The organism is Lyngbya sp. CCAP 1446/10 (genome assembly GCF_026130175.1).
Classification (GTDB): Bacteria; Cyanobacteriota; Cyanobacteriia; order Cyanobacteriales; family Microcoleaceae; genus Microcoleus.
The window spans coordinates 1-23,333 of sequence record NZ_JAIGNI010000034.1 but is presented as its reverse complement, the minus strand read 5'-3'; the positions used below and the strand labels follow the sequence as shown (position 1 = coordinate 23,333).

The 23,333-nt window shown below is 46.3% G+C and carries 24 protein-coding genes and 1 pseudogene; 13 read left to right on the top strand and 12 right to left on the bottom strand.

Annotated elements, in window-relative coordinates; genetic code table 11:
- Positions 1–110 precede the first annotated feature (110 nt).
- Positions 111–2,492: a sulfotransferase gene (locus K4039_RS15615; protein ID WP_265236345.1), complete on the top strand. Its 2,382-nt coding sequence runs from the start codon at positions 111–113 to the stop codon at positions 2,490–2,492.
- Between the two features lie 90 nt (positions 2,493–2,582).
- Here the strand turns inward: K4039_RS15615 and K4039_RS15610 are convergent, their stop codons facing one another.
- From K4039_RS15610 to dxs, 4 genes are all read right to left on the bottom strand, one after another.
- Positions 2,583–3,812, bottom strand: a complete 1,230-nt coding sequence (locus K4039_RS15610) for an NAD(P)/FAD-dependent oxidoreductase (RefSeq protein ID WP_265236343.1) — start codon at positions 3,810–3,812, stop codon at positions 2,583–2,585.
- Between the two features lie 7 nt (positions 3,813–3,819).
- Positions 3,820–4,188, bottom strand: coding sequence for an aspartyl protease (locus tag K4039_RS15605; RefSeq protein WP_265236342.1), 369 nt, complete (start codon positions 4,186–4,188; stop codon positions 3,820–3,822).
- The gene (locus K4039_RS15600; RefSeq protein WP_265236340.1) at positions 4,185–4,502 is read right to left on the bottom strand and encodes a hypothetical protein; all 318 of its coding nucleotides are present in this window, start codon (positions 4,500–4,502) and stop codon (positions 4,185–4,187) included. The genes K4039_RS15605 and K4039_RS15600 overlap by 4 nt, the downstream gene beginning before the upstream one ends.
- A gap of 69 nt (positions 4,503–4,571) precedes the next feature.
- Positions 4,572–6,479: a 1-deoxy-D-xylulose-5-phosphate synthase gene (gene dxs, locus K4039_RS15595; protein WP_265236337.1), complete on the bottom strand. Its 1,908-nt coding sequence runs from the start codon at positions 6,477–6,479 to the stop codon at positions 4,572–4,574.
- A 289-nt stretch (positions 6,480–6,768) separates the two neighbouring features.
- On the opposite strand from dxs, the gene K4039_RS15590 reads away from it, so the two are divergent.
- Both K4039_RS15590 and K4039_RS15585 read left to right on the top strand, forming a co-directional pair.
- On the top strand, positions 6,769–7,086 hold the full coding sequence (locus tag K4039_RS15590; RefSeq protein ID WP_265236335.1) for a DUF433 domain-containing protein: 318 nt from the start codon (positions 6,769–6,771) through the stop codon (positions 7,084–7,086).
- Positions 7,083–7,430 (top strand): DUF5615 family PIN-like protein, encoded by a 348-nt coding sequence (locus tag K4039_RS15585; RefSeq protein ID WP_265236333.1) that lies wholly within the window; start codon positions 7,083–7,085, stop codon positions 7,428–7,430. The genes K4039_RS15590 and K4039_RS15585 overlap by 4 nt, the downstream gene beginning before the upstream one ends.
- Before the next feature lie 173 nt (positions 7,431–7,603).
- Here K4039_RS15585 and K4039_RS15580 read toward each other — a convergent pair whose 3' ends face one another.
- Complete coding sequence (locus K4039_RS15580; protein WP_265236331.1) at positions 7,604–7,837, bottom strand: hypothetical protein; 234 nt, start codon at positions 7,835–7,837, stop codon at positions 7,604–7,606.
- Positions 7,838–7,972: 135 nt separating this feature from the next.
- Here K4039_RS15580 and K4039_RS15575 point away from each other — a divergent pair, with 135 nt between their 5' ends.
- The 3 genes from K4039_RS15575 (at position 7,973) to K4039_RS15565 (ending at position 10,840) form a co-directional block, all read left to right on the top strand.
- Positions 7,973–8,185, top strand: a complete 213-nt coding sequence (locus K4039_RS15575) for a helix-turn-helix transcriptional regulator (RefSeq protein ID WP_236502947.1) — start codon at positions 7,973–7,975, stop codon at positions 8,183–8,185.
- A 755-nt stretch (positions 8,186–8,940) separates the two neighbouring features.
- Entirely contained in the window at positions 8,941–10,575 is a 1,635-nt protein-coding gene (locus K4039_RS15570; protein WP_265236417.1) for an MBL fold metallo-hydrolase, read from the top strand.
- Positions 10,565–10,840 (top strand): hypothetical protein, encoded by a 276-nt coding sequence (locus tag K4039_RS15565; protein ID WP_265236323.1) that lies wholly within the window; start codon positions 10,565–10,567, stop codon positions 10,838–10,840. Before K4039_RS15570 ends, K4039_RS15565 begins: the two co-directional genes overlap by 11 nt.
- On the opposite strand, the gene K4039_RS15560 is transcribed toward K4039_RS15565, so the two are convergent.
- Positions 10,832–11,143 carry a DUF6679 family protein gene (locus tag K4039_RS15560; RefSeq protein WP_265236321.1) on the bottom strand — a complete coding sequence of 104 codons (312 nt, stop codon included), beginning with the start codon at positions 11,141–11,143 and terminating at the stop codon, positions 10,832–10,834. The genes K4039_RS15565 and K4039_RS15560 overlap by 9 nt on opposite strands.
- Positions 11,144–11,770: 627 nt before the next feature.
- On the opposite strand from K4039_RS15560, the gene K4039_RS15555 reads away from it, so the two are divergent.
- A complete protein-coding gene (locus K4039_RS15555; RefSeq protein WP_265236313.1) occupies positions 11,771–11,902 on the top strand; it encodes a hypothetical protein in 132 nt (43 codons plus the stop codon).
- Between the two features lie 469 nt (positions 11,903–12,371).
- Here K4039_RS15555 and tatA read toward each other — a convergent pair whose 3' ends face one another.
- Together tatA and K4039_RS15545 are read right to left on the bottom strand one after the other, a co-directional pair.
- A complete protein-coding gene (gene tatA, locus K4039_RS15550; protein ID WP_265236311.1) occupies positions 12,372–12,569 on the bottom strand; it encodes a twin-arginine translocase TatA/TatE family subunit in 198 nt (65 codons plus the stop codon).
- A gap of 114 nt (positions 12,570–12,683) precedes the next feature.
- Positions 12,684–12,827 (bottom strand): hypothetical protein, encoded by a 144-nt coding sequence (locus K4039_RS15545; protein WP_265236309.1) that lies wholly within the window; start codon positions 12,825–12,827, stop codon positions 12,684–12,686.
- Between the two features lie 43 nt (positions 12,828–12,870).
- Here K4039_RS15545 and K4039_RS15540 point away from each other — a divergent pair, with 43 nt between their 5' ends.
- The 5 genes from K4039_RS15540 to K4039_RS15520 all read left to right on the top strand — a co-directional run bounded on the left by K4039_RS15540 (position 12,871) and on the right by K4039_RS15520 (position 18,380).
- The gene (locus tag K4039_RS15540) at positions 12,871–13,608 is read left to right on the top strand and encodes a phycocyanobilin:ferredoxin oxidoreductase (RefSeq protein WP_265236307.1); all 738 of its coding nucleotides are present in this window, start codon (positions 12,871–12,873) and stop codon (positions 13,606–13,608) included.
- Positions 13,609–13,680: 72 nt separating this feature from the next.
- Entirely contained in the window at positions 13,681–15,324 is a 1,644-nt protein-coding gene (locus K4039_RS15535; RefSeq protein ID WP_265236305.1) for an HlyD family efflux transporter periplasmic adaptor subunit, read from the top strand.
- Between the two features lie 97 nt (positions 15,325–15,421).
- Positions 15,422–16,582 carry an ABC transporter permease DevC gene (gene devC / locus K4039_RS15530; protein ID WP_265236303.1) on the top strand — a complete coding sequence of 387 codons (1,161 nt, stop codon included), beginning with the start codon at positions 15,422–15,424 and terminating at the stop codon, positions 16,580–16,582.
- Between the two features lie 106 nt (positions 16,583–16,688).
- Positions 16,689–17,549 carry a Uma2 family endonuclease gene (locus K4039_RS15525; RefSeq protein WP_265236301.1) on the top strand — a complete coding sequence of 287 codons (861 nt, stop codon included), beginning with the start codon at positions 16,689–16,691 and terminating at the stop codon, positions 17,547–17,549.
- A gap of 108 nt (positions 17,550–17,657) precedes the next feature.
- Entirely contained in the window at positions 17,658–18,380 is a 723-nt protein-coding gene (locus tag K4039_RS15520; protein ID WP_265236299.1) for a DevA family ABC transporter ATP-binding protein, read from the top strand.
- A gap of 17 nt (positions 18,381–18,397) precedes the next feature.
- On the opposite strand, the gene K4039_RS15515 is transcribed toward K4039_RS15520, so the two are convergent.
- A complete protein-coding gene (locus K4039_RS15515; protein ID WP_265236297.1) occupies positions 18,398–19,309 on the bottom strand; it encodes a hypothetical protein in 912 nt (303 codons plus the stop codon).
- Between the two features lie 320 nt (positions 19,310–19,629).
- Positions 19,630–19,839 carry a hypothetical protein gene (locus K4039_RS15510; RefSeq protein ID WP_265236295.1) on the bottom strand — a complete coding sequence of 70 codons (210 nt, stop codon included), beginning with the start codon at positions 19,837–19,839 and terminating at the stop codon, positions 19,630–19,632.
- 12 nt (positions 19,840–19,851) lie between these two features.
- Between K4039_RS15510 and K4039_RS15505 the strand changes: the two genes are divergently transcribed.
- Positions 19,852–21,903: a DNA polymerase III subunit gamma/tau gene (locus tag K4039_RS15505; protein ID WP_265236293.1), complete on the top strand. Its 2,052-nt coding sequence runs from the start codon at positions 19,852–19,854 to the stop codon at positions 21,901–21,903.
- Between the two features lie 4 nt (positions 21,904–21,907).
- Here the strand turns inward: K4039_RS15505 and K4039_RS15500 are convergent, their stop codons facing one another.
- Both K4039_RS15500 and K4039_RS15495 read right to left on the bottom strand, forming a co-directional pair.
- Positions 21,908–22,666: a GNAT family N-acetyltransferase gene (locus K4039_RS15500; RefSeq protein WP_265236290.1), complete on the bottom strand. Its 759-nt coding sequence runs from the start codon at positions 22,664–22,666 to the stop codon at positions 21,908–21,910.
- A gap of 153 nt (positions 22,667–22,819) precedes the next feature.
- Positions 22,820–23,212, bottom strand: a pseudogene (locus tag K4039_RS15495) (ATP-dependent Clp protease ATP-binding subunit ClpX); the annotation flags it as partial.
- Positions 23,213–23,333: the final 121 nt, after the last annotated feature.

The window sequence follows — 23,333 nt, the reverse complement described above, 5'->3', positions numbered from 1 at the left end:
GATAAATGATTTATAATTATACCTCTTCCTTCTCGCTTCTCTGTGTCCTCTGCGCTCTCTGCGGTTTATTAAAAAAAACCTCATTCACCAACCATTAATCAAGTATAAAAATGAAAAGAATATTTTTAGTGGGAACCCCTCGCAGCGGTACAACAATCCTTCAAAGTTTATTAGCGGCTCATCCTGAAGTTATTTCTTTTCCTGAATCTAAGTTTTTTCACTATTTGCTTTACGATAAGTTGGCGGGACAGTTGCGAAGTAGGATGAAAGCTTTCTTTAATGATGAGATTAAGCGTCCTGAACTTTTGAAAGATTTTGATGACAGTCAAAGTGTGGAAACTAAAACTCGTTGGTTTGTCGGAGTTTTGGATGGTTTGGCGGCGGAACAAAACAAAAGCATTTGGTTGGAAAAAACGCCAGAACACATATATTTTATTCCTGATATAGAGGGTTTGTTGCCGGATGCAAAATTTATACATATTTTGCGAAATGGTATGGATACAATCGCTTCTATGTATGAGAGCACTAGGATTTATCACGAATTGTGGGGCGCTGGTTGGGATTTAGATCACTGTATCGAGCGCTGGGTATATGCGGTGTTAAATAGCCATAAATATGTTAATAAAGCAAGTCATGTTTTAGTTAAGTACGAAGAGCTTTTAGATGACAAAATTAAACTTTTAGGCAAAATATGTAAGTTTGTTGACATTGAATATGACGGTGCTATGCTGGAATATTACAAGCAGCAAGCAGCAAATTTGAGTTTAAATGTACCTTGGCATAAAGGAATAGATAGAGATATCGCCAGCACTAAGTTTCACAAATATCACGCTCTTTTTAAGCAAGATGAAATTGCGTATATTTTAAATAAGATTAGCTGGGTAAATAAGGAAATTGCTGGGAAAGTTGCGGTGGAAGTTACCGAACAAATTTCGGATATTTGCGGTTTTTCACAAATGTGCGATCGCCTGTGCTGTAAAATCAACCTAGAAGGCAATGAACTGGGAACTGTGGAATTGCCCATCTGTGACGGGATTGTGACGGGTGCGGTGTTGGTAGATGCGATCGCAGCTCAGTTTGCTTGGCCAATTCTCGATCAATTTTTTCAACGTAATCCCGGAACTCCGCAACTTGAATGGCTACTATTTTTACAAGAAATCTGGAATCGTCCGCATTGGCTTGAGACTAATTTTTACAATCCCGAAACAGCCGATGAAACAGTCACAATCACCCTCGATGGAGACTTGATTGCTGTGGAAGTTAGCGCAGAATTGCCTAACATCAAAGTTGAGCTTTCTGAAATTGACGTGTTGGTGACAGTAGGCGGTGTGGCTATCGGTATTGTAACTGTTGCGGTGGAAAATAATTTTGTTTCTGCTCAAAAAGTGCGATCGACAATTACCCGAAATATCGGTTTTGAGTTGTGCGTCGCCTGCGTGCGAGAAGCTTTGCTGGGACAACCGCTCGATGGTGAGATGTCGCTGCGATCGCGCTTAGCCTCTGCTGCTCAACAAAGGTCGAATCTGCCCAACTGGTTGAATGCAGAGGGTTCTGGGGGCATTTACCCGCCAAATGCCGTGATGTTCGGCAGGCGATGTGGTGCAACAGGAACCAGCATCAGCCGCCGCGCCGCACTCCCAGCGCAGGCGCTGCGGGAATTAGCCAACTCAGCAGCAATCGCAGGGGCAGCGATTATCCAAATTCCCCGAGAAAACGAGTTGCCAAATCAAGTATTTTACGCACCAGAAATCATTTGGCAAAAATCGCCTTACCGAGAAGTTTCTCACTCAGTCAAACCTCAAATATTTGACAATAATAGCGTTACAAAAAAACTGCCGATTCTCGCCTACCGTCGCATTTCTCCCGATGGTTTAAATGCAGTTACTCCGCAGGTTTTTGAACAGCAGTTAGAATCTCTCAAAGAGAATGGTTATTACAGTACGACTTGGGAAGATTGGCAAAGTGCGAAACTAACTAAAACTCCTTTACCAGGTAAAGCCATATTACTTACTTTTGACGGTGGCTATCTCGACTTTTTCACCTACGCTTTCCCTTTACTAAAACGCTTTGATTTTACAGCAACTGTCTTTCTAGTAGCCGAGTCTATAGGAAAGACAAATAGTTGGGAAAAAGCAGATTCTGAAGAAGTAAAGTTAATGGGATGGCCAGAAATTAGACAACTGCGGGATGCAGGAATTGAATTCGGTTCGATGTCTGCTACTCATCAACCTCTGACTACCTTGTCGCCCACAGAAATTGTGCGCGAGGCGGCGAAATCCCGCGCAATTTTGGAACGAGGATTAGGGAAATCCGTCAGATATTTTGCTTATCCCTACGGGGATGTCGATAAAATTGTAGAGCATTTAATCGGAGCGAGTGGGTATACTTTTGGTGTATCATATAAGTCAAATTTTAGCAATTTTGACGATAATTTAATGTCGCTACCGCGCATTCAAGTCACAGCAGAAAATTTCTGGCAATTAGGTTTTTAGCCAGATTAATTTGTCCTTATTCAAGATACAAGGGGCGGGTTAAGCTAGCAATCTCAACCAAAAGCAGACAATTTCGGTACAAAACCCGCACTAACCCAGCGACTTTCTCAGCCCCTGCACCAAAACCTGAAATTTCCGCCGCAAATAACCGCCAAATCCCCTAGAAATCTTCTCAAATTTATAATCAAATAAAATATCCATCACATCTTCAGTTTTCATGTACTTCAAATAAGAAATCATTTTATCAGTCAGTTCATCATTAGCATCATCAATATACTTTCTTACCGCCAACTTTTCCGAAATATGCCATTTCTTATCGAACTTGCGGTGCATTTCCGTCTCATAATCTCCAAAATCTGAGATTTTCCCATCCAGATATTTTTCAATGTATTTCCCGGCTATTTGGGCACCATCCATCCCGTGTCTAATCCCCTCGCCGCCCAGAAAATTAACTGTTGAGACAGTATCGCCGATCGCAATTATATTCTCCTTATAATAAATATCCCGCAAACCGCGACTGTACTTAAGCGTCGAACCGTGTTTGTCAATAATTGTATAATTTTTAGACTTCAAATATTCATCAATCAACAAATCAATATATTTTTTCAGCGGTGACAAATGCTTAATTGTTTTGGAATCCAAGAAAATGCGACCCGCACCAACTTTCAGCCTATTTTGTTCCATTGGAAATATCCAAGAATAACCTTTAGGCATCCATTTATCGCCCAAAAAGAAGATTAAATCATTGGCATATTTATTGTAAATTTCCGGTTCTACTTCAATTAAATATTCGATGCCGGTTCCCGACAAAAACTCAGGCTTATCATTTTCTTTTGCATACATAATCGCCCTAGCAAAGCCAGTAGCATCAACCAAGACTTTCGTGCTAACTTTGATAATTTGACCGTCAGATAACTGTTTAAACTCTACTGCGGTTTCGCCGTTAACTTGCGAATGTTCGGTGTAGCGACAACCAAGCCAAACTTCACCGCCAAATCGCTCAACTTCCTCGGCTAAAAATGCTCTAAATTTAGCAAAGTTGAGCACAACTCCCAAGTTTTCGGGAGACTCCCAAGTTTGACTGACTGTGCTAGTTTCAATAGTAAGTTTGTGCCAAAAACTGCCGATGACTGATTCGGGTAAATCGAATTGAGAGAGGGTTTCTAAAGGTGTGGCGGCGCTGGAAAAGTCGTTTTTATTAAAATTGTCGTTTTGTTCGGCAAGCAAGACTTTGCGGCCGGATTTGGCTAATATTCTCGCGCAGTGACCGCCTGCGGGGCCTGCTCCTACTATTACTATATCAAAACTTTTTAAAGTCATCTTGCTATTAATTTACTTCTAATGTCAAAACACCCGCCGAAATATCAACTACCAAGCGCCGATTTTTCAACAGTTGGCGGCCGATTAAAAATTCGGGAACTCCCGCACCTACGTGAATGGGAATGTCAAACTCTTGACCCTCAAGACGCACTTTTCCTGCATAAAGATCGAAATTAAATTCTCCTTTAGCTGTTCGCATTTTTTCTTGTTTCACATATATCCAATCAAGTCCCTCTAAATCTTGATCGTTCATAGCTAACCAGCCTGAAAAACCTGTATCTAGCAGGGCATCAACAGGTAATTCTAAGCCGTTATCAGCAATCAATTCAACTTCAAAAAATAGCTCGTCCTGATCGCCAAATCTTCCTTCAATCATATCGTGCCACAAACTCCAGTTTCATTGATCCGAAAGACGTGCAATTTAACTTTCGGGTATTTTTCATGGGCTATGTTTGCAACTAGCATATCATCCTTGTCGATAAAATATTCACCGCTATCGGGTTCAACGGCCATGTACCAGTTGTAGTGGGTTTTAATCAATTCTGGTTTTAGGCGATCGAAAATAGGTTTGCAGCGCTGATAAAATGCTTCTCTTTCAGCATACCATTGGGCTATTTCTTCTGAAGAACGTGTGCGTTTTGGGTGCAATCTTCTCCGGGGAGTTCTGCTAGTTGGGTTGAGATAAGTCATGGTTGATTCTCCTTTTGTGCAGTAAAGGTGAAGTAAGGTGAGCAGTGCCCACCCTACAATTATAGCTAATTAGACGCTAACGGGTGATTGTTTGCGGCTGAATGTTGCTAAGATGCGATCGCACATTTGCGACGGATTTAATCCCAAACTGGCAAATGATTGTTCAGGCGTTGCATGATCCACCAATGTATCAGGTACGCCCAAGCGCATCAGTGGTACGAGGATATTATTATCCATCAAAGATTCGGCTACTGCTGAACCGAATCCGCCCATCAAACAGCCTTCTTCCATTGTGACAACTTTGCCGATTCTCTGTGCTAAAGGCAAGATTAATTCAGTGTCCAAAGGCTTGACAAAACGCGCGTTGATGACTGTTGCTTCGATGCCGTGTTCGCTCAAAATCTCGGCGGTTTGCATTGCCGGATAAACCATCGAACCGTAACCTAATATCAGCACATCGTCGCCGTTGCGGAGAATTTCAGCTTTGCCGATCGCCAATTCTTCCCAACCTTCTTCCATCAGAGGTACGCCGTAACCGTTACCGCGCGGGTAACGCATCGCGATCGGGCCGCTGGTGTGGTTGATTCCGGTGACTACCATCCGCTGCAATTCAGCCTCGTCTTTTGGTGCCATAATTGTCATGTTTGGCAGACAGCGCAAGAAGGAAATGTCGTACATTCCTTGGTGGGTTGGGCCGTCGGCACCGACAATTCCGGCTCGATCCAAACAGAAGAAAACTGGCAAGTTTTGGATGCAGACATCGTGAATTATTTGGTCGTAGGCGCGCTGCAAAAATGTCGAGTAAATCACTACAACCGGGCGCATTGCTTCGCAGGCTAAACCAGCAGATAAAGTGACGGCGTGCTGTTCGGCAATCCCGACATCAATGTACTGTTTTGGCAGTTTTTCCTGAAGTTTATCTAGGCAAGTTCCGGTTGCCATTGCTGCGGTAATGCCGACAATTTTCGGATTATCTTCTGCTAGTTTGACTAGGGCGTGGGCAAAGACTTTCGAGTAAGCTGGAGGCTTGGGTTTGGTGGATGGAATGCCTTTGCCGGTGGCTAAGTTAAAGGGATTTTGGGCGTGATATCCTACTTGGTCTTTTTCGGCGATCGCATATCCTTTGCCCTTCACTGTCACCACGTGAACTAACACAGGGCCTTGGATAGTATGACCTTGTTTGAAAGTAGCAATTAACTCTTCCAAATTGTGTCCATCAACCGGGCCCATGTAAGTAAAGCCCAATTCTTCAATTACGGCTCCAACTTTGGACACTGCTAACCGTTTCATGCCTTCTTTGAGGCGTTCCATTTCTGGGGTAAAAGTTTCGCCCACAAAGGGAATCTGTTTGAATTGTTCCTCTAAGTTATCTTTGAGAAACTGCACCGGCTGCGAGAGTCGCATTTTGTTCAAATAGCGGGTAATTGCGCCGACATTGGGCGAGATTGACATCTCGTTATCGTTGAGCACCACCATCAAATTGGTTTTCGGCATATGGCCCGCGTGGTTAATCGCTTCCAGTGCCATGCCGCCTGTCAATGCGCCGTCGCCGATGACTGCTACAGTTTTAAAGTTTTCTCCCTTGAGGTCGCGCGCCATAGCCATTCCCAGCGCTGCGGAAATGCTCGTGGAGGCGTGACCGGCGCCGAAGTGGTCAAATTTGCTCTCGCAGCGCTTGAGATAGCCTGCAACGCCGTCTTTTTGGCGCAGAGTGTGAAAATTGTTGTAGCGGCCGGTGATCAATTTGTGCGGATAAGCTTGGTGGCCGACATCCCAGGTAACTTTGTCGCGATCGAGGTCGAGTGTTTGGTAGAGTGCTAAGGTGAGTTCGACTACACCCAATCCGGGGCCTAGGTGTCCGCCACTGGCAGCTACTGTTTCTAAATGCTTTTCTCGAATTTGTCGGGCAATTTGTTCAAGTTGATGAATCGAGAGGCCGTGTAATTGGTTTGGATGAGTCAGTTCGCTGAGATGCATATTTTAAAATCCCGCTCCTAAGAATTAGGACGAATCCTTAACAGATATAGGTTATGCCTGCGGCGTTCGGTACGCGCAAACGTTAGAATAGTTTACCTGTTATTTGAGAAAATTGTTAGGCGTAAAAATTTTGCTATTTATGGCCTGGTAATTATAATAAACAAATTGTGCGCCGTCAATATAAAAAATGCTTATCTTGTTAGCTGCTGAGGGCTAACTGTTAGCTGCACGGGGATTATGAGCCATAATCTGTTATAATTTTACTGAATTCAGTAACGAGGCAAACTATATGAACTTGACCGCTACTCAACACAAGTATATAGAACTGAATGAAAACAACGTTCCCTACATTGCGGGAACAACCATGAAAGTAATTGAATTAGTTTCCGGTCATCTTGCTTTTGGCTGGAGTCCCGAAGAAATTAAATTTCAACACCCATATTTAAGCATGAGTCAAATTTATTCTACCTTAGCTTACTACTGGGATAACAAAGCAGAACTAGACGCCGATATACAGCGACGACTTGAGAATGTTGAAAAATTACGTCAAGAAGCGGGTGAATCTGCTTTGGTTAAAAAACTTCGCACCCAGGGGCTAATTAAATGACTCTAGCCCTTTACATGGATGAACACGTTCGCCGGGCAATTATAAATGGTTTAAAGTTGCGCGGTATAGACGTTATCACGGTACAAGAAGATGGCAGAACTGGCACGCCTGACACTATTTTACTCGATCGCGCTACTGACCTCGATCGCGTTATATTTACCCAAGATGATGATTTTTTAGTAATAGCCAACCGTCGCCAGCAAGAGGGAGTAAAATTTAGTGGAGTTATTTACGCGCATCAACAATATGTAACCGTTGGGGAATGCGTCCGGGACTTAGAAATAATTGGGAAAGCCAACGAACCCGAAGATTTAGTTAATCAAGTTCAATACTTACCTTTATAATTAGTTTTTGCTAAATTAGCAGGTGACACAACTAAATACTTTGTCGTTATTACTAATTACCAATCTAAGTCGATCGATCGCCTTTTCGGTTAGCATTAAGACAAGAAAGCCGATCGCCCTTCACGATTTATCGCTTACCAATTCAAGCACAAAAGGGCGATCGCACTTATCCGTTAAAGTATTCGCTCTATCTCAGATGTCCGAGCATCTGGCAATTTCTCGGCCCCTGTCGTATCAAAAACGATCGCGTGTTTAGTATTTGGCAACAACCGCCGTAAAATCTGGATATAGCCGTCAGCATCGCCACGCCGATGGAAGCGCGCCACTACCAATCGCTGCATATTTGGCAGTTGCCGCACGATGCACCAGGGATGAGTGTTTAATTTTGGCCTTGATGTTGGTATCATAGGGTAATGTTTCCCCGCCGAAAGCGGGGTTGGCTAGAAAAGCGATCGCCCTTAAGTTTTCGAGGCTAGGAGGGCGATCGTTTTTAATGTACATAGATATTATATGTTGCATACGCATCAATGTCAAGTTAAAACATGGGATACGTTAGACTGCGGATTCGAGAACTAGCTGAACAAAAGGGTTGGACGCTAAAGCAAGTTGCCGATCGATCCGGAGTCAATTACAACACTGTCAGAAGCTACGTTCAGCGCGATACTTTGAACACAGTCGATTTGTCTGCTGTCTACAAAATTGCCCGCGCTTTCGACGTGACGATGGAAGATTTAGTCGAGATTTTGGAAGATTGAGGGCGCACCAATGGGGCGAGTCAGGCTAAAAATTCGAGAGTTAGCCCAAGAAAAGGGATCGACACTGCAAGATATGTCTCCTGGATCGCCACAAGGTTTGCTTAGAAAAATGTATCAAACTTTTACAAAGAAACCGATCGAACTCATAAAGCCGCTATCTTCGTGATCAAAGCACTTCGTCAGCATGAGTCTGGTTCTCCAAGTTTGGATTATTGGACTATAAACCGCGCTCAACACCCTATAGATAAAGATTTGTAAGGTTTTGTCAACATCTTTGGGCTACTGAATTAAAATCTTCTCATAAAAAAGACTAGCTTTTAGTAGGCGCAAATTATGAACAAGGTTTAAAACTCAGCTTATGAGACCGAGTTTGCTGCTCTTACAAGGTGCAATAAAATGTAACTTTTGATGCAAGAACCACTAGCATGAACTTTGCCGAAGGCCGAATGCCCATTTCTGCCAATACCTTCGGAAAATCGCTTTCCTCTCCGGGCATCAAATTTTAAGTGCAGTTACTTTGCTTGCACGACGGGAACCGGAGCCCGATAGGAAAAATTTAAGTCCAGGGCAGACGCACCAGAATTTTGAGCGATCGGGTTTTTTACCGAAGCGACGGCGGCAACAAAGTCTTGTCGTCCATCAAACCTGGTTTTTGTGTCCAAGACTCAACTCGATCGAATGAATGCAGTCGCAGCCAACATTTAGATGTTGCGATACTGCAAGTTGCGCGCTTGCACAGGGAGCTAACCGCAGTGATGGATCTCGATTGTTTACCTTACGGCGCAGGCCACGCAGAGGAAGGGGTCTGTCTGCTAGTGCGAATGGGGCCCTACCGCATTTTACTCGACTGCGGTATAGAGGATGTCGCACCCCTGTCAGCGACACTAGATCGATCGCCCCCAGCCGATTTCGTGGTGTGTACCCACGCCCACTCCGACCACGCCAGAGGTTTGCTAGCACTCCACCAAGCTTTCCCCCAGTTGCCAATTTACGCCAGCGAAGTGACAGCGCGACTGCTACCGCTCAACTGGCCGTCCCAGGCTCAGCAGCCGGAGTCCCATTTCTGTCAGGCACTGCCCTGGCAGTCGCGGATCGAACTGCACCGGGGACTGAGCGTGCAGTTGTTCCCGTCGGGCCATTTGCCGGGAGCGGCGACTGTGCTCCTAACTTATCAAGCCCCCCACCGCACCTACACCCTGGTTTACACCGGCGACTTTTTTCTGTCGAATTCTCGTTTGGTGGAAGGTTTGCCGCTGGGAGAACTCCGGGGCATGAAGCCGGACGTGTTAATTTTGGAAGGCAGTTACGGCACGGCGCGCCACCCTCACCGCCGACAACTGGAAAATCAATTAGCCGATCGCATCCACCGGGCGATCGCCGACGGGTACTCGGTACTACTACCTGCGCCCGCCCTAGGTTTAGGTCAAGAATTGCTGATGCTACTCCGCAGCCACCACTACTTTACCGGCCGCGACTTGGATATTTGGGTGGACGGCACTGTCGCCGACGGCTGCGACGCTTATCTGGAACTGCTGCCCCATTTTCCCACCGCCGTCCAAAATTTTGCTCTCCACCAACCTTTGTTTTGGGACGAAAGGGTAAAACCCCGCGTGCGCCGGCTGTCTGCCGAACAGCGAGCCGAATTGGGCAAAACGCCGTGTATTGTGATTACTGACCAAATAGCTGATTTGGGTTTGTACGTTGCCGATCGCACAAATCCTTGGATTTTACTCGCACCTCACAAACCTGGATATCCCACCAGGGAATGGCTGGGCAATTGGGCCGAATCAGGAGTTCGGCTCATTGAAACTTATTTGCTAGCCGATCACTGCGACGGGCCGGGAACTACCCAGCTCATCCACAATTTGCGTCCCCAGCACGTAATTTTAGTGCACGGTTCCCCTGCATATTTGGCTGACTTGGCTAACTTGGACGAGCTGCGAAACCGCTACCAGTTGCACACTCCGGCGGTAGGAACAGTTGTCGAATTGCCGATCGGGGAAATGTTTTTGCAGCCCGCCATCCCCGAAACTAACTATGAAGGAGAACTCAGCGAATTAGGTACAGAAGTAGCAATTAGCTTGCCAAGTCCGATTACAGCCGATCCTCGGTGGGCAAATTTTGCCGATACAGGTTTAGTAGAAGCACGCTGGCAAGGCGAAGAACTCGTACTGCGTGGCATCTCCCAGCGGGAACTGCTGTTTCAAGGCAGCGCCGTTCAGGCTAACCTGGAATGCTGTGGCAATTGCCAGCACTACCGCGGCCAGCGCTGTTGGAACCAGTCCAGTGCTTTATTTGGCTTTAAAGTTACCCCCGACGGTTACTGTCCGGTATTTGAAGCGATACCGGAGTCCGAACTTTTCTTAGATGAGGAAATAGATGGCGATTGAGATCCTCCCCGGCGTAAACGCACTCCTGATTCCCAAACATCGCTATTTGGGTTCTGCGTCCGGGACTGTTCTGGTGGCGCAGACTGGAAAACCTGCGATCGAGCTTAAATTTAAATACAAAACCAGCTTGATTGGTGACAATCCAGTAGATTTTTCCCCTCAACCGGGTTTTTTGCCCAATTCATCCACAAAAAAGGGAGAAAAGTCGTTTTCCTTTCCCCCAACTATTCTTTTTGCCTCAAGCTCTAGCTCAAAACTATTCTAAATTCGAGTCCGGGTAGTGATTGCGAATTTGCTCGGCTTCGGGACAATCGTCAGTAACTAGGGGTTCGCAGTTAGTTCTCGACACCGAAGCCAACTTCTGGGAAACAGCTCCAATACTCTCTAGACGCACCATTTCTTCCCAGGAGCTAATTTCGTCTTCTTCGTCGGTTTCGTAGCGCAGCGTGACTAGATCCCCTTCAATATCTAGGATACGAGCGCGCTCTATCCAACGTTGCTGATCTCGAAGAAAAATAGAAACCTCACGACCATCACAACAGAGTTGATAGATTTTGCGCTGTAGCATTTGTCAGTTCTCCTGCGCAGTGTATTTAATCAAAAAAGATTGCCTGTTTACAGTTAACGTACTTTGGGTTTTACATCGGAAGGCACAGCCCTATGGACTGGCCAGTTTCACCAAAAAACGAGCGGGAAGCCCCTGGCTTTAGACATGGGGAGGAACGTGGTTGCGACGACCCTCGCCTTGAAAATTCCCTTTCTGGAAAGAGGGGTATGGTTGCCCCTCTGTGGAGATATGGTTGTCTCCGAACTCCCATTTCTGGGGTAATGTTAGCTTCGACCTGTTATAAGAGCTTGTTAGACTTGCCGCACTGTTCCAGTGACCTTGGAACTGTTTAACTGCAAATGACAGAGCAGGGAACTAGCTACGCATTCGCCTGGTGTCGTGACTCAAATAACGGCTACCTATTGCTAGGTGGTCTGGTCAGAATGGCTTGTTAGATTGCTCTTTCAAGCCCCTAGCTTTTAGCTATGGGGTTCCTGACGTTTTCCGAAACTGTGGCACCGATGGGAGTTACCAAATTTTATTTTACCATCAAATCTCTCCTGTACGCCATTTATCGAATTGCAGATTTTGCAGCCTGCGACATCCCTCGCGGGAGGCATTTGCCAGAATAGATCGGAGCATCCGGACTTGACTGCCGCGATCGCTCAAACAGCCACCCTCAAAACAGACTGTGCTGCTTTGTCGATCGGGATTGCCGCTGTTCTCAAACCTTTACAATCAGTAGGTCGGCAGATAAATGGTACGTCAGTTTTGCCGTAAAAGCCTAAAAACTCCCCCCTTTGTACCATCCCGTTACAGAACCTACGGGCATAGACTTAGGATTATCCACGTTGCTCTGCCGGGAGTGACGGTAAAAAAATACAACTGCCAGTTTCCCTAAAAAAGGCGAAAATCAAGCTAGGGAAATTGCAGTATATCCATCGAAACAAACAGTTAGGCAACCTAAAATCGGGAAGAAAAGCCTCAAAAAACGCCAAAAAATATTAATTATCCAATCCTCGCCAAAAAACACGGGCATGGCATATTGCCAACAACCGACGAGACTTTCGGCAAACAACAAAAACAAAAATTAGCCAGAAATACGATACCGCTCTGGGTATTTTTGAAGGCTATCTGGCTGATTACCAACGCACTATTATTTAAAAATATGGGCACTGCCAAATGAAACATTCTCTACATATACTATGACTAAAGCATTGCTGTTTCTTGTTACAGGAAGTTCAGCAAATTACTTTCCTAGAGTTGGCTCTTCCTCTTTGTCTTTCTCCTTTTGGGTAGATTCATCATCAGCTTGACCGACCCCTTCCTTGAAACTCCGCAGCGTTTTGCCCAAAGCATTTCCCAACTCAGGAATTTTTTTGGGCCCAAAAATTAGAATAGCGACTACCGCAACAATGCCCAATTCGGGCAATCCCAGACCAAACATACAAAATCTCCGTGCTTACCTACTTGGCTTTTTCTCTGCGAATTACCGCTAGTGCATTCATTTTAGCGGAGAGTTTCGGCAAATGTTACCTATTACTCTGGTTTTTAGGGCAATTTATTGCCCCGTGCCGCTGGGAATACCTAGACTCAAGTCGCAAGGCTTTCTATCTTGGGCAGATTTTTCTGTAAAACTTGCTCGATCGCACGTCGCTCTGCTGGTATCCTTAAAAGTATCTACCTTTTTTACTGCATCCTGCAACCGTAGAATCAAGTTTTATTAAGCGATCGCCCGATAAATAGAAATGTTAGAAATATCCCAGTCTTCCCTGCGCGAGCAACAGCACCCTCTCATCCGCGAATTAGCAGACCGGATAGAATCAGTATGGCGTCGGTACCTCGACCTCGAACCCTACCACCTCCCCGCTGAGTTGGGATACGTAGAAGGGCGCTTGGAAGGAGAAAAACTGATCATAGAAAACCGCTGCTATCAAACTCCCCAGTTCCGCAAAATACACCTCGAACTCGCTAAAGTCGGGCCGCTGCTGGATATCCTGCACTGCGTGATGTTTCCGAGACCGAATTATGCTTTGCCGATGTTCGGCACAGACATCGTAGCAGGCAAAGGTCAAGTTAGCGCGGCGATCGCAGACCTTTCTCCCCTTAATCCCGATCGAACTTTGTCGGAAACCTATCGCACCCAACTGGAAACTCTGCCGGTTAACCAATTTTCTTGTCCCCGCCAAATTCCTGAATGGGGCGATATTTTCTCAGAATTTTGCCTGTTTGTGCGGCCAGATTCACCGGAAGAAGAAAGCCGATTTATCGACATAGTTGAATCCTACGTGGAAATTCACTGCAAACTCGCAGTGGCTTGCGAACCAGTTTCTGCCGCCGAAGCATCGAAAATTCTCGACGCTCAAATTTACTACTGTACGCAGCAGCAGCAAAACGACAAAACTCGCCGCGTACTCGAAAAAGCTTTCGGTCAAGATTGGGCCGAAAATTACATGACTGAGGTGCTGTTTGATTTCCCTAAATAGCTGAAATCGGTTTACACTACTTCATAGTGGGTGTGAAAAAATGTAATCAGGAAATCACCTACCTCATCTGTCATGGGCAAGGAATCACGGGATAAGGATCAATCATTTTTTAAACCCCCAGGGCCGGGAATCATCGGTTTAGCGATCGCCGCTACTCTCCTTACCACAGGAGTCGGTTTTTGGCAAGTATCTCAAATCAGAAAAGCTGAAGAGTTAAAGGCGGCGGCTGCAACTGCTGCTGCAACTACTGCCTCCACCCGCAACAGCGTCACAGCTTTGGGTAGGTTGACTCCGCAGGGGGAAGTGATCAAATTGTCTGCCCCTTCGGCGTCGGAGGGCGCGAGAATTGAACTGTTGAAAGTCGAAGAGGGCGATCGCGTCAGTCAAGGACAAATCATAGCAGTTCTCGATACGCGCGATCGACTCCAAGCAATCCTCCAACAAGCTGACAAAGAAGTCAAAGTCAAACAAGCAGAATTAGCGAAAATTCAAGCAGGCGCAAAAACAGGCCAAATCGGCGCCGGGAAAGCCGAAGTTGCCAAGTCTGAAGTTCAACGTCAAAGAGAAACCGAAGGCGAAGGAGCAAATGTTGCCCGCTTAGAAGCTCAAATGCGAAGAGACATCGAAGCTGCACAAGCTAACGTCGCTAAATTTGAGGCTCAACTACAACGAGAAACCGAAGCCGAACGAGCTAATCTTGCCAAATTTGAGGCACAACTGCAACGAGAGACAGAGGTACAGCAAGCTAAACTTGCCAGGCTGGAAGCTCAAGTGCGTGGCGAAATTACCTCTCAAAATGCTACAGTCGATCGACTAAAAGCCGAATTAGCCAACGCCCAAGCCGAAGAACAACGTAATAAAGAACTCTCCGAAACAGGCGCAATCTCTGCTTCCGCCTACGATACCAAACGCTTAGGAGTAGAGACAGGCCGCCAGAAAGTTAAAGAAGCTGAAGCTATATTAGAAAAAACCGTACAAACACTGCGACAGGAAATAATTGAAAATCAAGCCACAGTCAAACAAAAAGTAGAAACAGGCAAGCAGGAAATCAATCAATCCCGCGCCAATCTCAAACGCAAATTAGAAACAGGCAGGGAGGAAATTAACCAAGCTAGAGCCACTTTAAATCAAAAGATAGAAACGGGCAGAGAAGAAATCAATCAAGCCGAAGCAATGCTCAAGCAAAAAGCAGAAACCGGCGCAGAACAAATCAATCAAGCCAAAGCAAATCTAGACCAAATTGCCGAAATTCGTCCCGAAGATGTGCAAGCCGCCCAAGCCGCCGTCGAAAGTGCGATCGCCACCAAACAAAAAGCCCAAGTAGACTTAAACTTAAGCTATGTCAAAGCACCCGTATCCGGTTCCATCCTCAAAGTTAACACCCGACAAGGAGAACGCATCAATACTCAAGACGGCATCGTAGAACTAGGCCGTACCGATCAAATGTACGCCATAGCCGAAGTTTACGAAACCGACATCACCAAAGTGCGAAACGGCCAGCGCGCCACAGTTACCAGCTCAGTTTTTGTAGGCACATTAGAAGGAACAGTCGCTAGAATCGGCAAACTAATCGGCAAAAAAGATGTCCTGAATACAGATCCCGCCGCCGACACCGATGCTAGAGTTATCGAAGTAAGAATTCGCCTCGACCCCGAATCGAGCAAAAAAGTTTCTGAGCTGACAAACTTGCAGGTTGAAGTCAAAATAGCTATCTAAATAATAGTATTTTTAAATCAAACCCCCTTGTTTTTGCTTGTTTGTTTCTTGCTCCTTTTTTCTTCCTTCTTCCTTCTTCCTTCTTCCTTAATTAGATATGGCAAAAATACAGCTAGCTTGGGCACAGTTAACCCGCGAAAAAATGCGCTTAGTCATCGCGCTAGCCGGGATTGGTTTTGCCGATTTACTAATGTTTATGCAGTTTGGATTTAAAGACGCACTATTTGAAAGTTCCGTCAGCTTTCATGCGAAGTTAAAAGGGGATATTTTCCTCACCAGCACCCAATCTACGGCTTTAATAGCCATGAAAAGCTTTCCCCAGCGTCGCTTGTATCAAGCCTTGAGTTTTAACGGCGTTACAGAAATTAGTCCGGTATATCTAGGCTTTGGATTGTGGAAAAATCCCGATCCAAACGAGGGCAAAACCCGCCAATTGATGGTCATAGGTTTTGACCCGACTCGTCCGGTTTTTGATATGCCGGAAATCCAAAATAATTTGGACAAAATCAAAATTGCCGATGTGGTTTTATTTGACCAAGCTTCCCGCCCGGAATTTGGGCCAGTAGTGGAATATTTCAACCAGGGAAAACCTGTTGAAACAGAAGTTGACAACCGCCGCATTGTGGTAGATGGTTTATTTACTTTAGGGGCATCTTTCAGTGCTGATGGAAATATTGTCACCAGCGATTTGAACTTTCTGCGGATTTTTGCGACGCGGAGAACCAAAGGTTTAATTGATATCGGTATTGTGCACTTGCAGCCGGGAACGGATGTGAAGGCTGTTGTCGAAAAAATGAGGGCAACTTTGCCGTCAGATGTGCGAATTGCTTCAAAGGAAGAGTTTGTAGCTTTTGAGAGAAAGTATTGGGAAGAAGGTACAGCAATCGGATTTATTTTCACTCTCGGCGCGGCAATGGGATTTATCGTGGGGATAGTGATTGTTTATCAAATTCTTTATACTGATGTTACCGATCATTTGCCGGAATACGCGACGTTGAAGGCGATGGGATATAAGGATTTTTACTTTTTGATCGTGGTGTTTCAAGAAGCTTTGATTCTGGCAATTCTTGGTTATTTGCCTGGATTTGGGATTTCTGTAGTGCTGTACAATTTAGGGAGAAGTGCTACGAGTTTGCCGATGTATATGACTGTAGGGAAGGCTGTAACTGTGTTTGTAATGACAGTTGTTATGTGTTCTGTGTCGGGGGCGATCGCAGTTAGGAAGTTGCAGGCGGCCGATCCAGCAGATATTTTTTAGGGAATTAATCAATAAGTTCTGCCTAAGTAATTATGGCTCTAACGCTATAACGCTATGCTATTAAGAGAGCATCCATCTCGATCGCACTCTCCCTCGGTTCTGCGCTATGACCCAAAGCTTCAACCCCACAGCGTTGCCTCCCGCCTTTCCCGATCACACGCAACTCCCAGAATCTGACGGCACGTTTGTGAAGAACTTTCAAGAACATCCTCAGAGCATCCTGCTCACCGACTCCCTAGAAATTACACTGCAAAACCTGCATCCCGACGGACAGTATGCGATCGGGCAAGATTGTGGCATCTACTGGCGCGAAACCGAGCCTCCCGAACGCGGAGCCGAAGCACCTGACTGGTTCTACGTCCCTAACGTGCCTCCCCGCTTAGACGGGCAATATCGGCGTTCCTACGTGTTGTGGCGCGAGTATATGGTGCCGTTAATTGCGATCGAATTTGCTAGCGGTGATGGTTCAGAAGAACTCGACAATACTCCTTTATCTGCTTTGCCATCCGGGGGAAACCAGAAACCGGGAAAGTTTTGGGTATACGAGCGGATTATCAGAATTCCCTACTACGCTATTTACAAGATCCAAACCAATGAATTAGAAGTCTACAATTGCGTAAATACTAGATATCACCGCTTGGAACCGAACGATCGCGGACATTACCCGATCGACCTGATGGGTATAGAGTTGGGCGTGTGGTCTGGTAGCTATCAAAATCAGACACAACATTGGTTGCGCTGGTGGGATCGCGAGGGAAATTTGTTGTTGACGGGAAGTGAGCGAGCTAGACTGGAGAGCCTCCACGCCGAAAAGGAACGAGAGCGGGCTGAAGCCGAGACTCAACGCGCCGATGCTGAGACTCAACGCGCCGATGCTGAGACTCAACGCGCCGATCGCGAACGAGAACAAAAAGAGCGATTGGCGGCTTATTTGCGATCGCAGGGCATCGATCCGGATCTCATTTGAGCCTTGGCTGTTGCTCCATTTTTTGAGGATAGGAATAGGGAGCGATCGAACATTCGAGACTCTTCCTCGCTAAATAATGCCAAAACAAGGAGCGATCGTCAATTATTTATGAACGCTAAACCAGTTGTTTCAATTAAAAATCTCAATCATTCCTTCGGCGAAGGACAACTTCAGAAGCAGACATTATTTGACATCAATCTCGAAATTGATCCGGGCGAAATTGTGCTAATGACTGGGCCTTCTGGGTCTGGCAAAACCACATTGTTAACCTTGATTGGAGGTTTGCGATCGATCCAAGAAGGTAGCTTGAAAATTCTTGACCAAGAATTGCGCGGAACTAAGAAAAATAAATTAGTAGAAGTCCGCCGCGACATCGGCTATATTTTCCAAGCTCATAATTTGCTGAAATGTTTAACAGCGCGGCAAAATGTGCAAATGTCTCTGGAACTGCACAACCATCTTTCTGAGCAAGAAACTAATGATAAAATAGAGGGAATGTTGGAAGCTGTAGGGTTGGGTGACAGAATGGATTATTACCCCGACAGTCTTTCTGGCGGACAGAAACAAAGAGTTGCGATCGCCCGCGCTTTAGTCAGTCAGCCAAAATTGGTATTAGCAGACGAGCCCACAGCAGCCCTAGACAGCAAATCAGGTCGAGATGTGGTAGAAATCATGCGAGGTTTAGCCACATTACAGCACTGTACCATTTTGCTTGTCACCCACGACAACCGCATTTTAGATATAGCCGATCGCATTATTCACATGGAAGACGGCCACCTCGCACAAGACACAGCCACAACCGCCACAACCGGCGTTCTTTCCGGCAAATAACGTTAATTAACATCAACTTATTTGCGGGAACTAGGGCGCTTCACCCCTGTCTTTGTAGAACTCTTAGATGAACTTTTACCGGGCATCTTTGTCGTACCTTTCGTTACTTTTGAACCCTTAACAGCGGCCAACGCACTATCATTTTCATTCCCTGGTCTGCCCGCGGCCGCTCTAGTAGTCCTAAAGGTGACATTCACCCCTTCATTTGACTGTTCCAGCACCAACATCGGCGTTGGCTTTGCTTTTTGATCCCACTCAATGTGAACGATGCGACCTTGAATTGTCGGCTGCCAACTGTCGTGATCGTCGGAAGGACTAAGGTAAGTTTCCAAACAGTCAATAATTTGATTAATTGTTGCCGATGTTGCCTGAGTCGGCAGTTTCATCAGCTTAATTTGAATCCGAAACAGCACTCGCTTTTCTATTTTTACTGCCGGATCGCCAGTTTCGTATTCGATATCAAACATCGAATCCACTTGTCTGCCACTGCCCGCATTCCCACTTTTGTCTCCTACACTACTCTGAGTCGGACGCAGGGCAATACTAATTTTATCTTTGACTTTTACTTTAATTTGGTTCACAATGGCAAAGTGAAAAACTTCTTCCGCCATCCGCATTCTCAGGTAGTCTAAATTAAAGTCTCGCGAGTGGATGAGGTCGGGATTTTTCTCCATCTTTGACAGAGTTTCCAGAGCCATCTTGTATTTTTTCTGGAGTTCTCGATTTCTGAATTCCTCAAAGTTTAGTTTCTTGCTCAAACTGTCCATTTTTAGCTTGCTAAACACAGCTAAACCGACAAGCAATAACAACAGTAATCCCGACGCTCCCATCAAGATTTGATCTGAGGCTAAACCGGAATGTTTAGCCTGTTTGGGTTTGGGAGAGGCTACTGCCAACCTTGGTTCTACAAGGATGATTTGGGTTGACATGGGCTTTTAAAGGGTAAATTTTGACGCTATATTTATACAGGACTCCAGAGTAGAGCTGGCAGTGCAACTCGATCGACCAACATTGACATCATTCCACCACCATCTTGATACAACTGGATTTCTGCAACTCGAAGACGCACCCTCTAATTAATACTCGATCTTTAACTGCAAGCAAGTTCCCGAAATATCGGAAAATCCCGCGCTGGCACTGGCAAAAAGAAATGGTGAATTGTCTGTGATAGATTATACCAATATAAGTCAAAAAAATGTTGGTTCGGCGAGCTCCGTTTCTAGGCAAAAGAACAGTAGATACACATAAACTAATAGTAACTCTGCGATCGATCGCAAAAAACACTTCTCTCCGAACAACCCATCACCCGGACGATCGAGGGGCGGACTCTCGCTGGGGTGCTAATTGCTACTGTTCGATCGCTCCCGCCCTGCCAGTCCACCGGGCGGCTGGCTGTGAGAGTCGAACTCTCTTTGCGATCGAACAACGTGTCCTTAGCTAAGATTACAGCTAATACCACCAATATTCGATCGTGACCTACGAACCCCTCCACCACAAATACCGCCCTCAGACATTTGCCGAATTAGTCGGTCAAGAGGCGATCGCCCAAACCCTAACCAGCGCCATCCTGCAACAGCGCATAGCACCAGCATATCTATTTACCGGCCCCAGAGGCACCGGCAAAACCTCCAGCGCCAGAATTTTCGCCAAATCCCTCAACTGTATTTCTACCGGCGTTCCCACCCCAACACCCTGCGGCAAATGCAACGTTTGCCAAGAAATTGCCAGAGGTTCCACCCTAGATGTCATCGAAATCGACGCGGCCAGCAACACCGGAGTAGACAACATCCGGGACTTGATCGAACGAGCGCAATTTGCCCCCGTACAGTGTCGCTATAAAGTATATGTAATCGACGAAGTTCATATGCTCAGCAACCAGGCATTTAATGCCTTATTAAAAACCTTAGAAGAACCACCAGATCGCGTCGTATTCGTCCTCGCCACAACCGACCCTCAAAGAGTCTTACCAACCATCATCTCACGCTGCCAAAAATTCGACTTCCGCCGGATTCCCCTCGACTCAATGACCGCCCACTTGCACAAAATTGCCCAATTAGAAAACATCAACATTGCCAGCGATGCAATACAAATGGTTGGTCAAATTGCTCAAGGAGGACTGCGAGACGCCGAAAGCTTGCTAGACCAACTCAGCTTATTTCCCGGTCAAATAACAGTAGAAAAAGTTTGGGATTTAGTCGGCGCAGTCCCCGAAAACGACTTAATGGAACTGCTGCAAGCGATCGCAAACGATGACTCTACAGCATTAATAGACATGACCCGTCACCTAATGGATCGTGGCAGGGAACCGCTAATCGTGCTGCAAAGTCTCGCCAGCTTTTACCGAGATTTGCTCATAGCCAAAGCAGCACCAAAACGCTCAGATTTAGTCGCTTTAACAGCCGCGACTTGGGAAAAACTATGCAATTTTGCCCGCAATTGGGATGCCGAGTTAATTTTAGCAGGTCAAAAACACTTGCAAACCCACGAAGTGCAAATTAAAAACACCACTCAGCCGCGATTGTGGCTGGAAGTGACCCTGTTGGGATTATTGCCCTCAGCCATTAGAACTCAGCCACAACCAACAGCCGAACCAGGTAGAAATATTGCTCAATCCCAAATTCACCCCCCCCAACCCCCCCTTGCTAAGGGGGGGAGTTCCACAACTGATATCGAACAGCCTCCGGCAGCCAAACCTCAAAATCAACATCCAACTTCGCAACCTATTGCCGATCGCACAGAAAGCACACCTGCCGCACCGATTTCCGCACCTATACCAACTGCTGAAACGAATCCAACAAATTATTCACCAACTAATTCAGGTAGCGAAATTGATTTAGATAGAGTGTGGGAACAGGTACTTGATCGCGTGCGACCCAACGGGACTCAATCGCTACTCCGCCAACACGGACAGCTAGTAATTTTTAGCAATGATAGTGCTTATGTTAAGATTAGTTCCCAGCCGTTGCTCAAGATGGTTAAAGACAAAGTAGCTAATCTTGAAGAAGCTTTTGTGCAAGTTTTCAACCGTCAAGTCACAGTAAAAGTGGGAGTGACAAATCCCGCTGAAATTAATAGTTCCCGCGATTTACCAAATTCTCACGGACTTGTTGCCGAAAATCCTAGAAATTCTGCTTCTGTTATTGATGCGAATCAACACTTGCAGAACTCGGCGGCTTCTGAGATTTCCGATGATTTTTTGGGGAACGGAGCAACAGAGCAAACAACATCCTGGACGCCTGAAAATACCGCCACCAAGCTACCAAATGTTTCTGAACCGCTGCGGCAGACAAACATTTCTACAGACTCTCAGAATAAGTTAAATACTCAAGCTGTAGCGGTGCGGGCTGATGCTCAATCTGTCGCGAATACGAGTAAACAATGGGCTGAGATGTTTGAGGGACAAGTAGTCGATTTGTCGGATGATTTAGAAATTTGGGAGTCGGAAACTTTTAGATTGGAATCTGAACCGGATTTTCCTGAGTTATCTGCTGAGGTTGATGGGGATGATTTTATGGGTTGGTAAATTTCTACTGGGGCGGCAGCGAAATGTGCAAGATTTCGCCAATCGCCGACAATCCCGCCCTAGTGTAAACTCGAAATTCCTCCTCCTGTAGCGTCATCAAAAAAGCCACCTCAACACCCGCATCAAAAGCCTCTCGCAACAACCGCGCCGTCAAAGCCCCTGCGACACCCCGCCGCCGAAAAGAAGGGCGCACACCAATTCCCGCGATTTCCGTCGTTTGATTTTTCGGGGGCGTGCAGACTCCAGCGCCAGCAGGTTCGCCCGTTGCTGCGACGCGGGCGAGTACCGCAATGCCACCCGCCGCCAGACTTTGCCGAAGACTGTCAACATCTTCAGCGGTGGGTGCAGCCTCTCCGTAAGCCTCATTTTGTGCAGCCACAGTACCCAAAAGTTCGTCATCGGAAACTGGCAGAATTAGCTCGATTTCGGGCGGAATGGGAAGCATTTTCTCCGAGCCCGGAGTGCAAATCATCAGCGGTAAGCGTCCCTCAACGGTGAAACCGGCGGATATCAGGGCTTCTTCGACAGCGGGCGCTAGTTTCGTGAAATATTCCAAACGTGGCTGTCGCCCACGCCCAGAGTATGCAGCGATTAGCGCGTTGACATCGGCGAGGGAGGGTGCGGCACCGTCTTCGGGAATCGCATAGTTGAGATAAGGGTTGGCGCTGTGGGGGCTGAAGGTAGCGAGGAAGGGCCCGATGCGCTCGGTGTCGCGCTGCTGGCTGGCGGCAAAGCGCAGGTATGCTTGAATGCGAGATTCCATTGATTTCTGGCAAAAATAATTAAGACGGGCAGGATTCCCATCGCACAAAAACTTTTTTTCTTGTGGAATGTGCATCTTGCCCGTCCGAAAATTTGATGATCAGGACTTTTACAATTTTGTATGGTAAAATTGCTATCCTGAAAACCGATGCTTTTAGGCAGATTCTGGTTTTGGTAGCGAAGACGGAAGGACTAACAATTCGGCAGTCGATCGCTTCTCGACCATTTCCTTAGTAATCGTACACCGCGTCACATCCTTGCGCGACGGCAACTCGTACATCACATCCAACATCAACTCTTCGACAATTCCCCGCAGCGCCCGCGCTCCAGTTTTGCGGCGGTAGGCTTCCTGGGCGATCGCCCGAATTGCATCCGACTCAAAATCCAACTGCACACTATCCATCTTTAGCAGCTTTTGGTACTGCTTCACCAAAGCATTGCGCGGCTCAGTCAAAATCGCCATCAGCGTCGCCTCATCCAGCGGATCTAAAACCGCAGCCACCGGCACCCGCCCGATAAACTCTGGAATCATCCCATATTTCAATACGGTTTACTTAAGGCTTGGGAGGATTTAAAATTACAAAAACAGGAGGATTCATTTTTATGCCAGTACCTCTGTGTTTAACTTTTTTAGATTTAAATTTTGAAACGGGTTTTTTGATAACTCT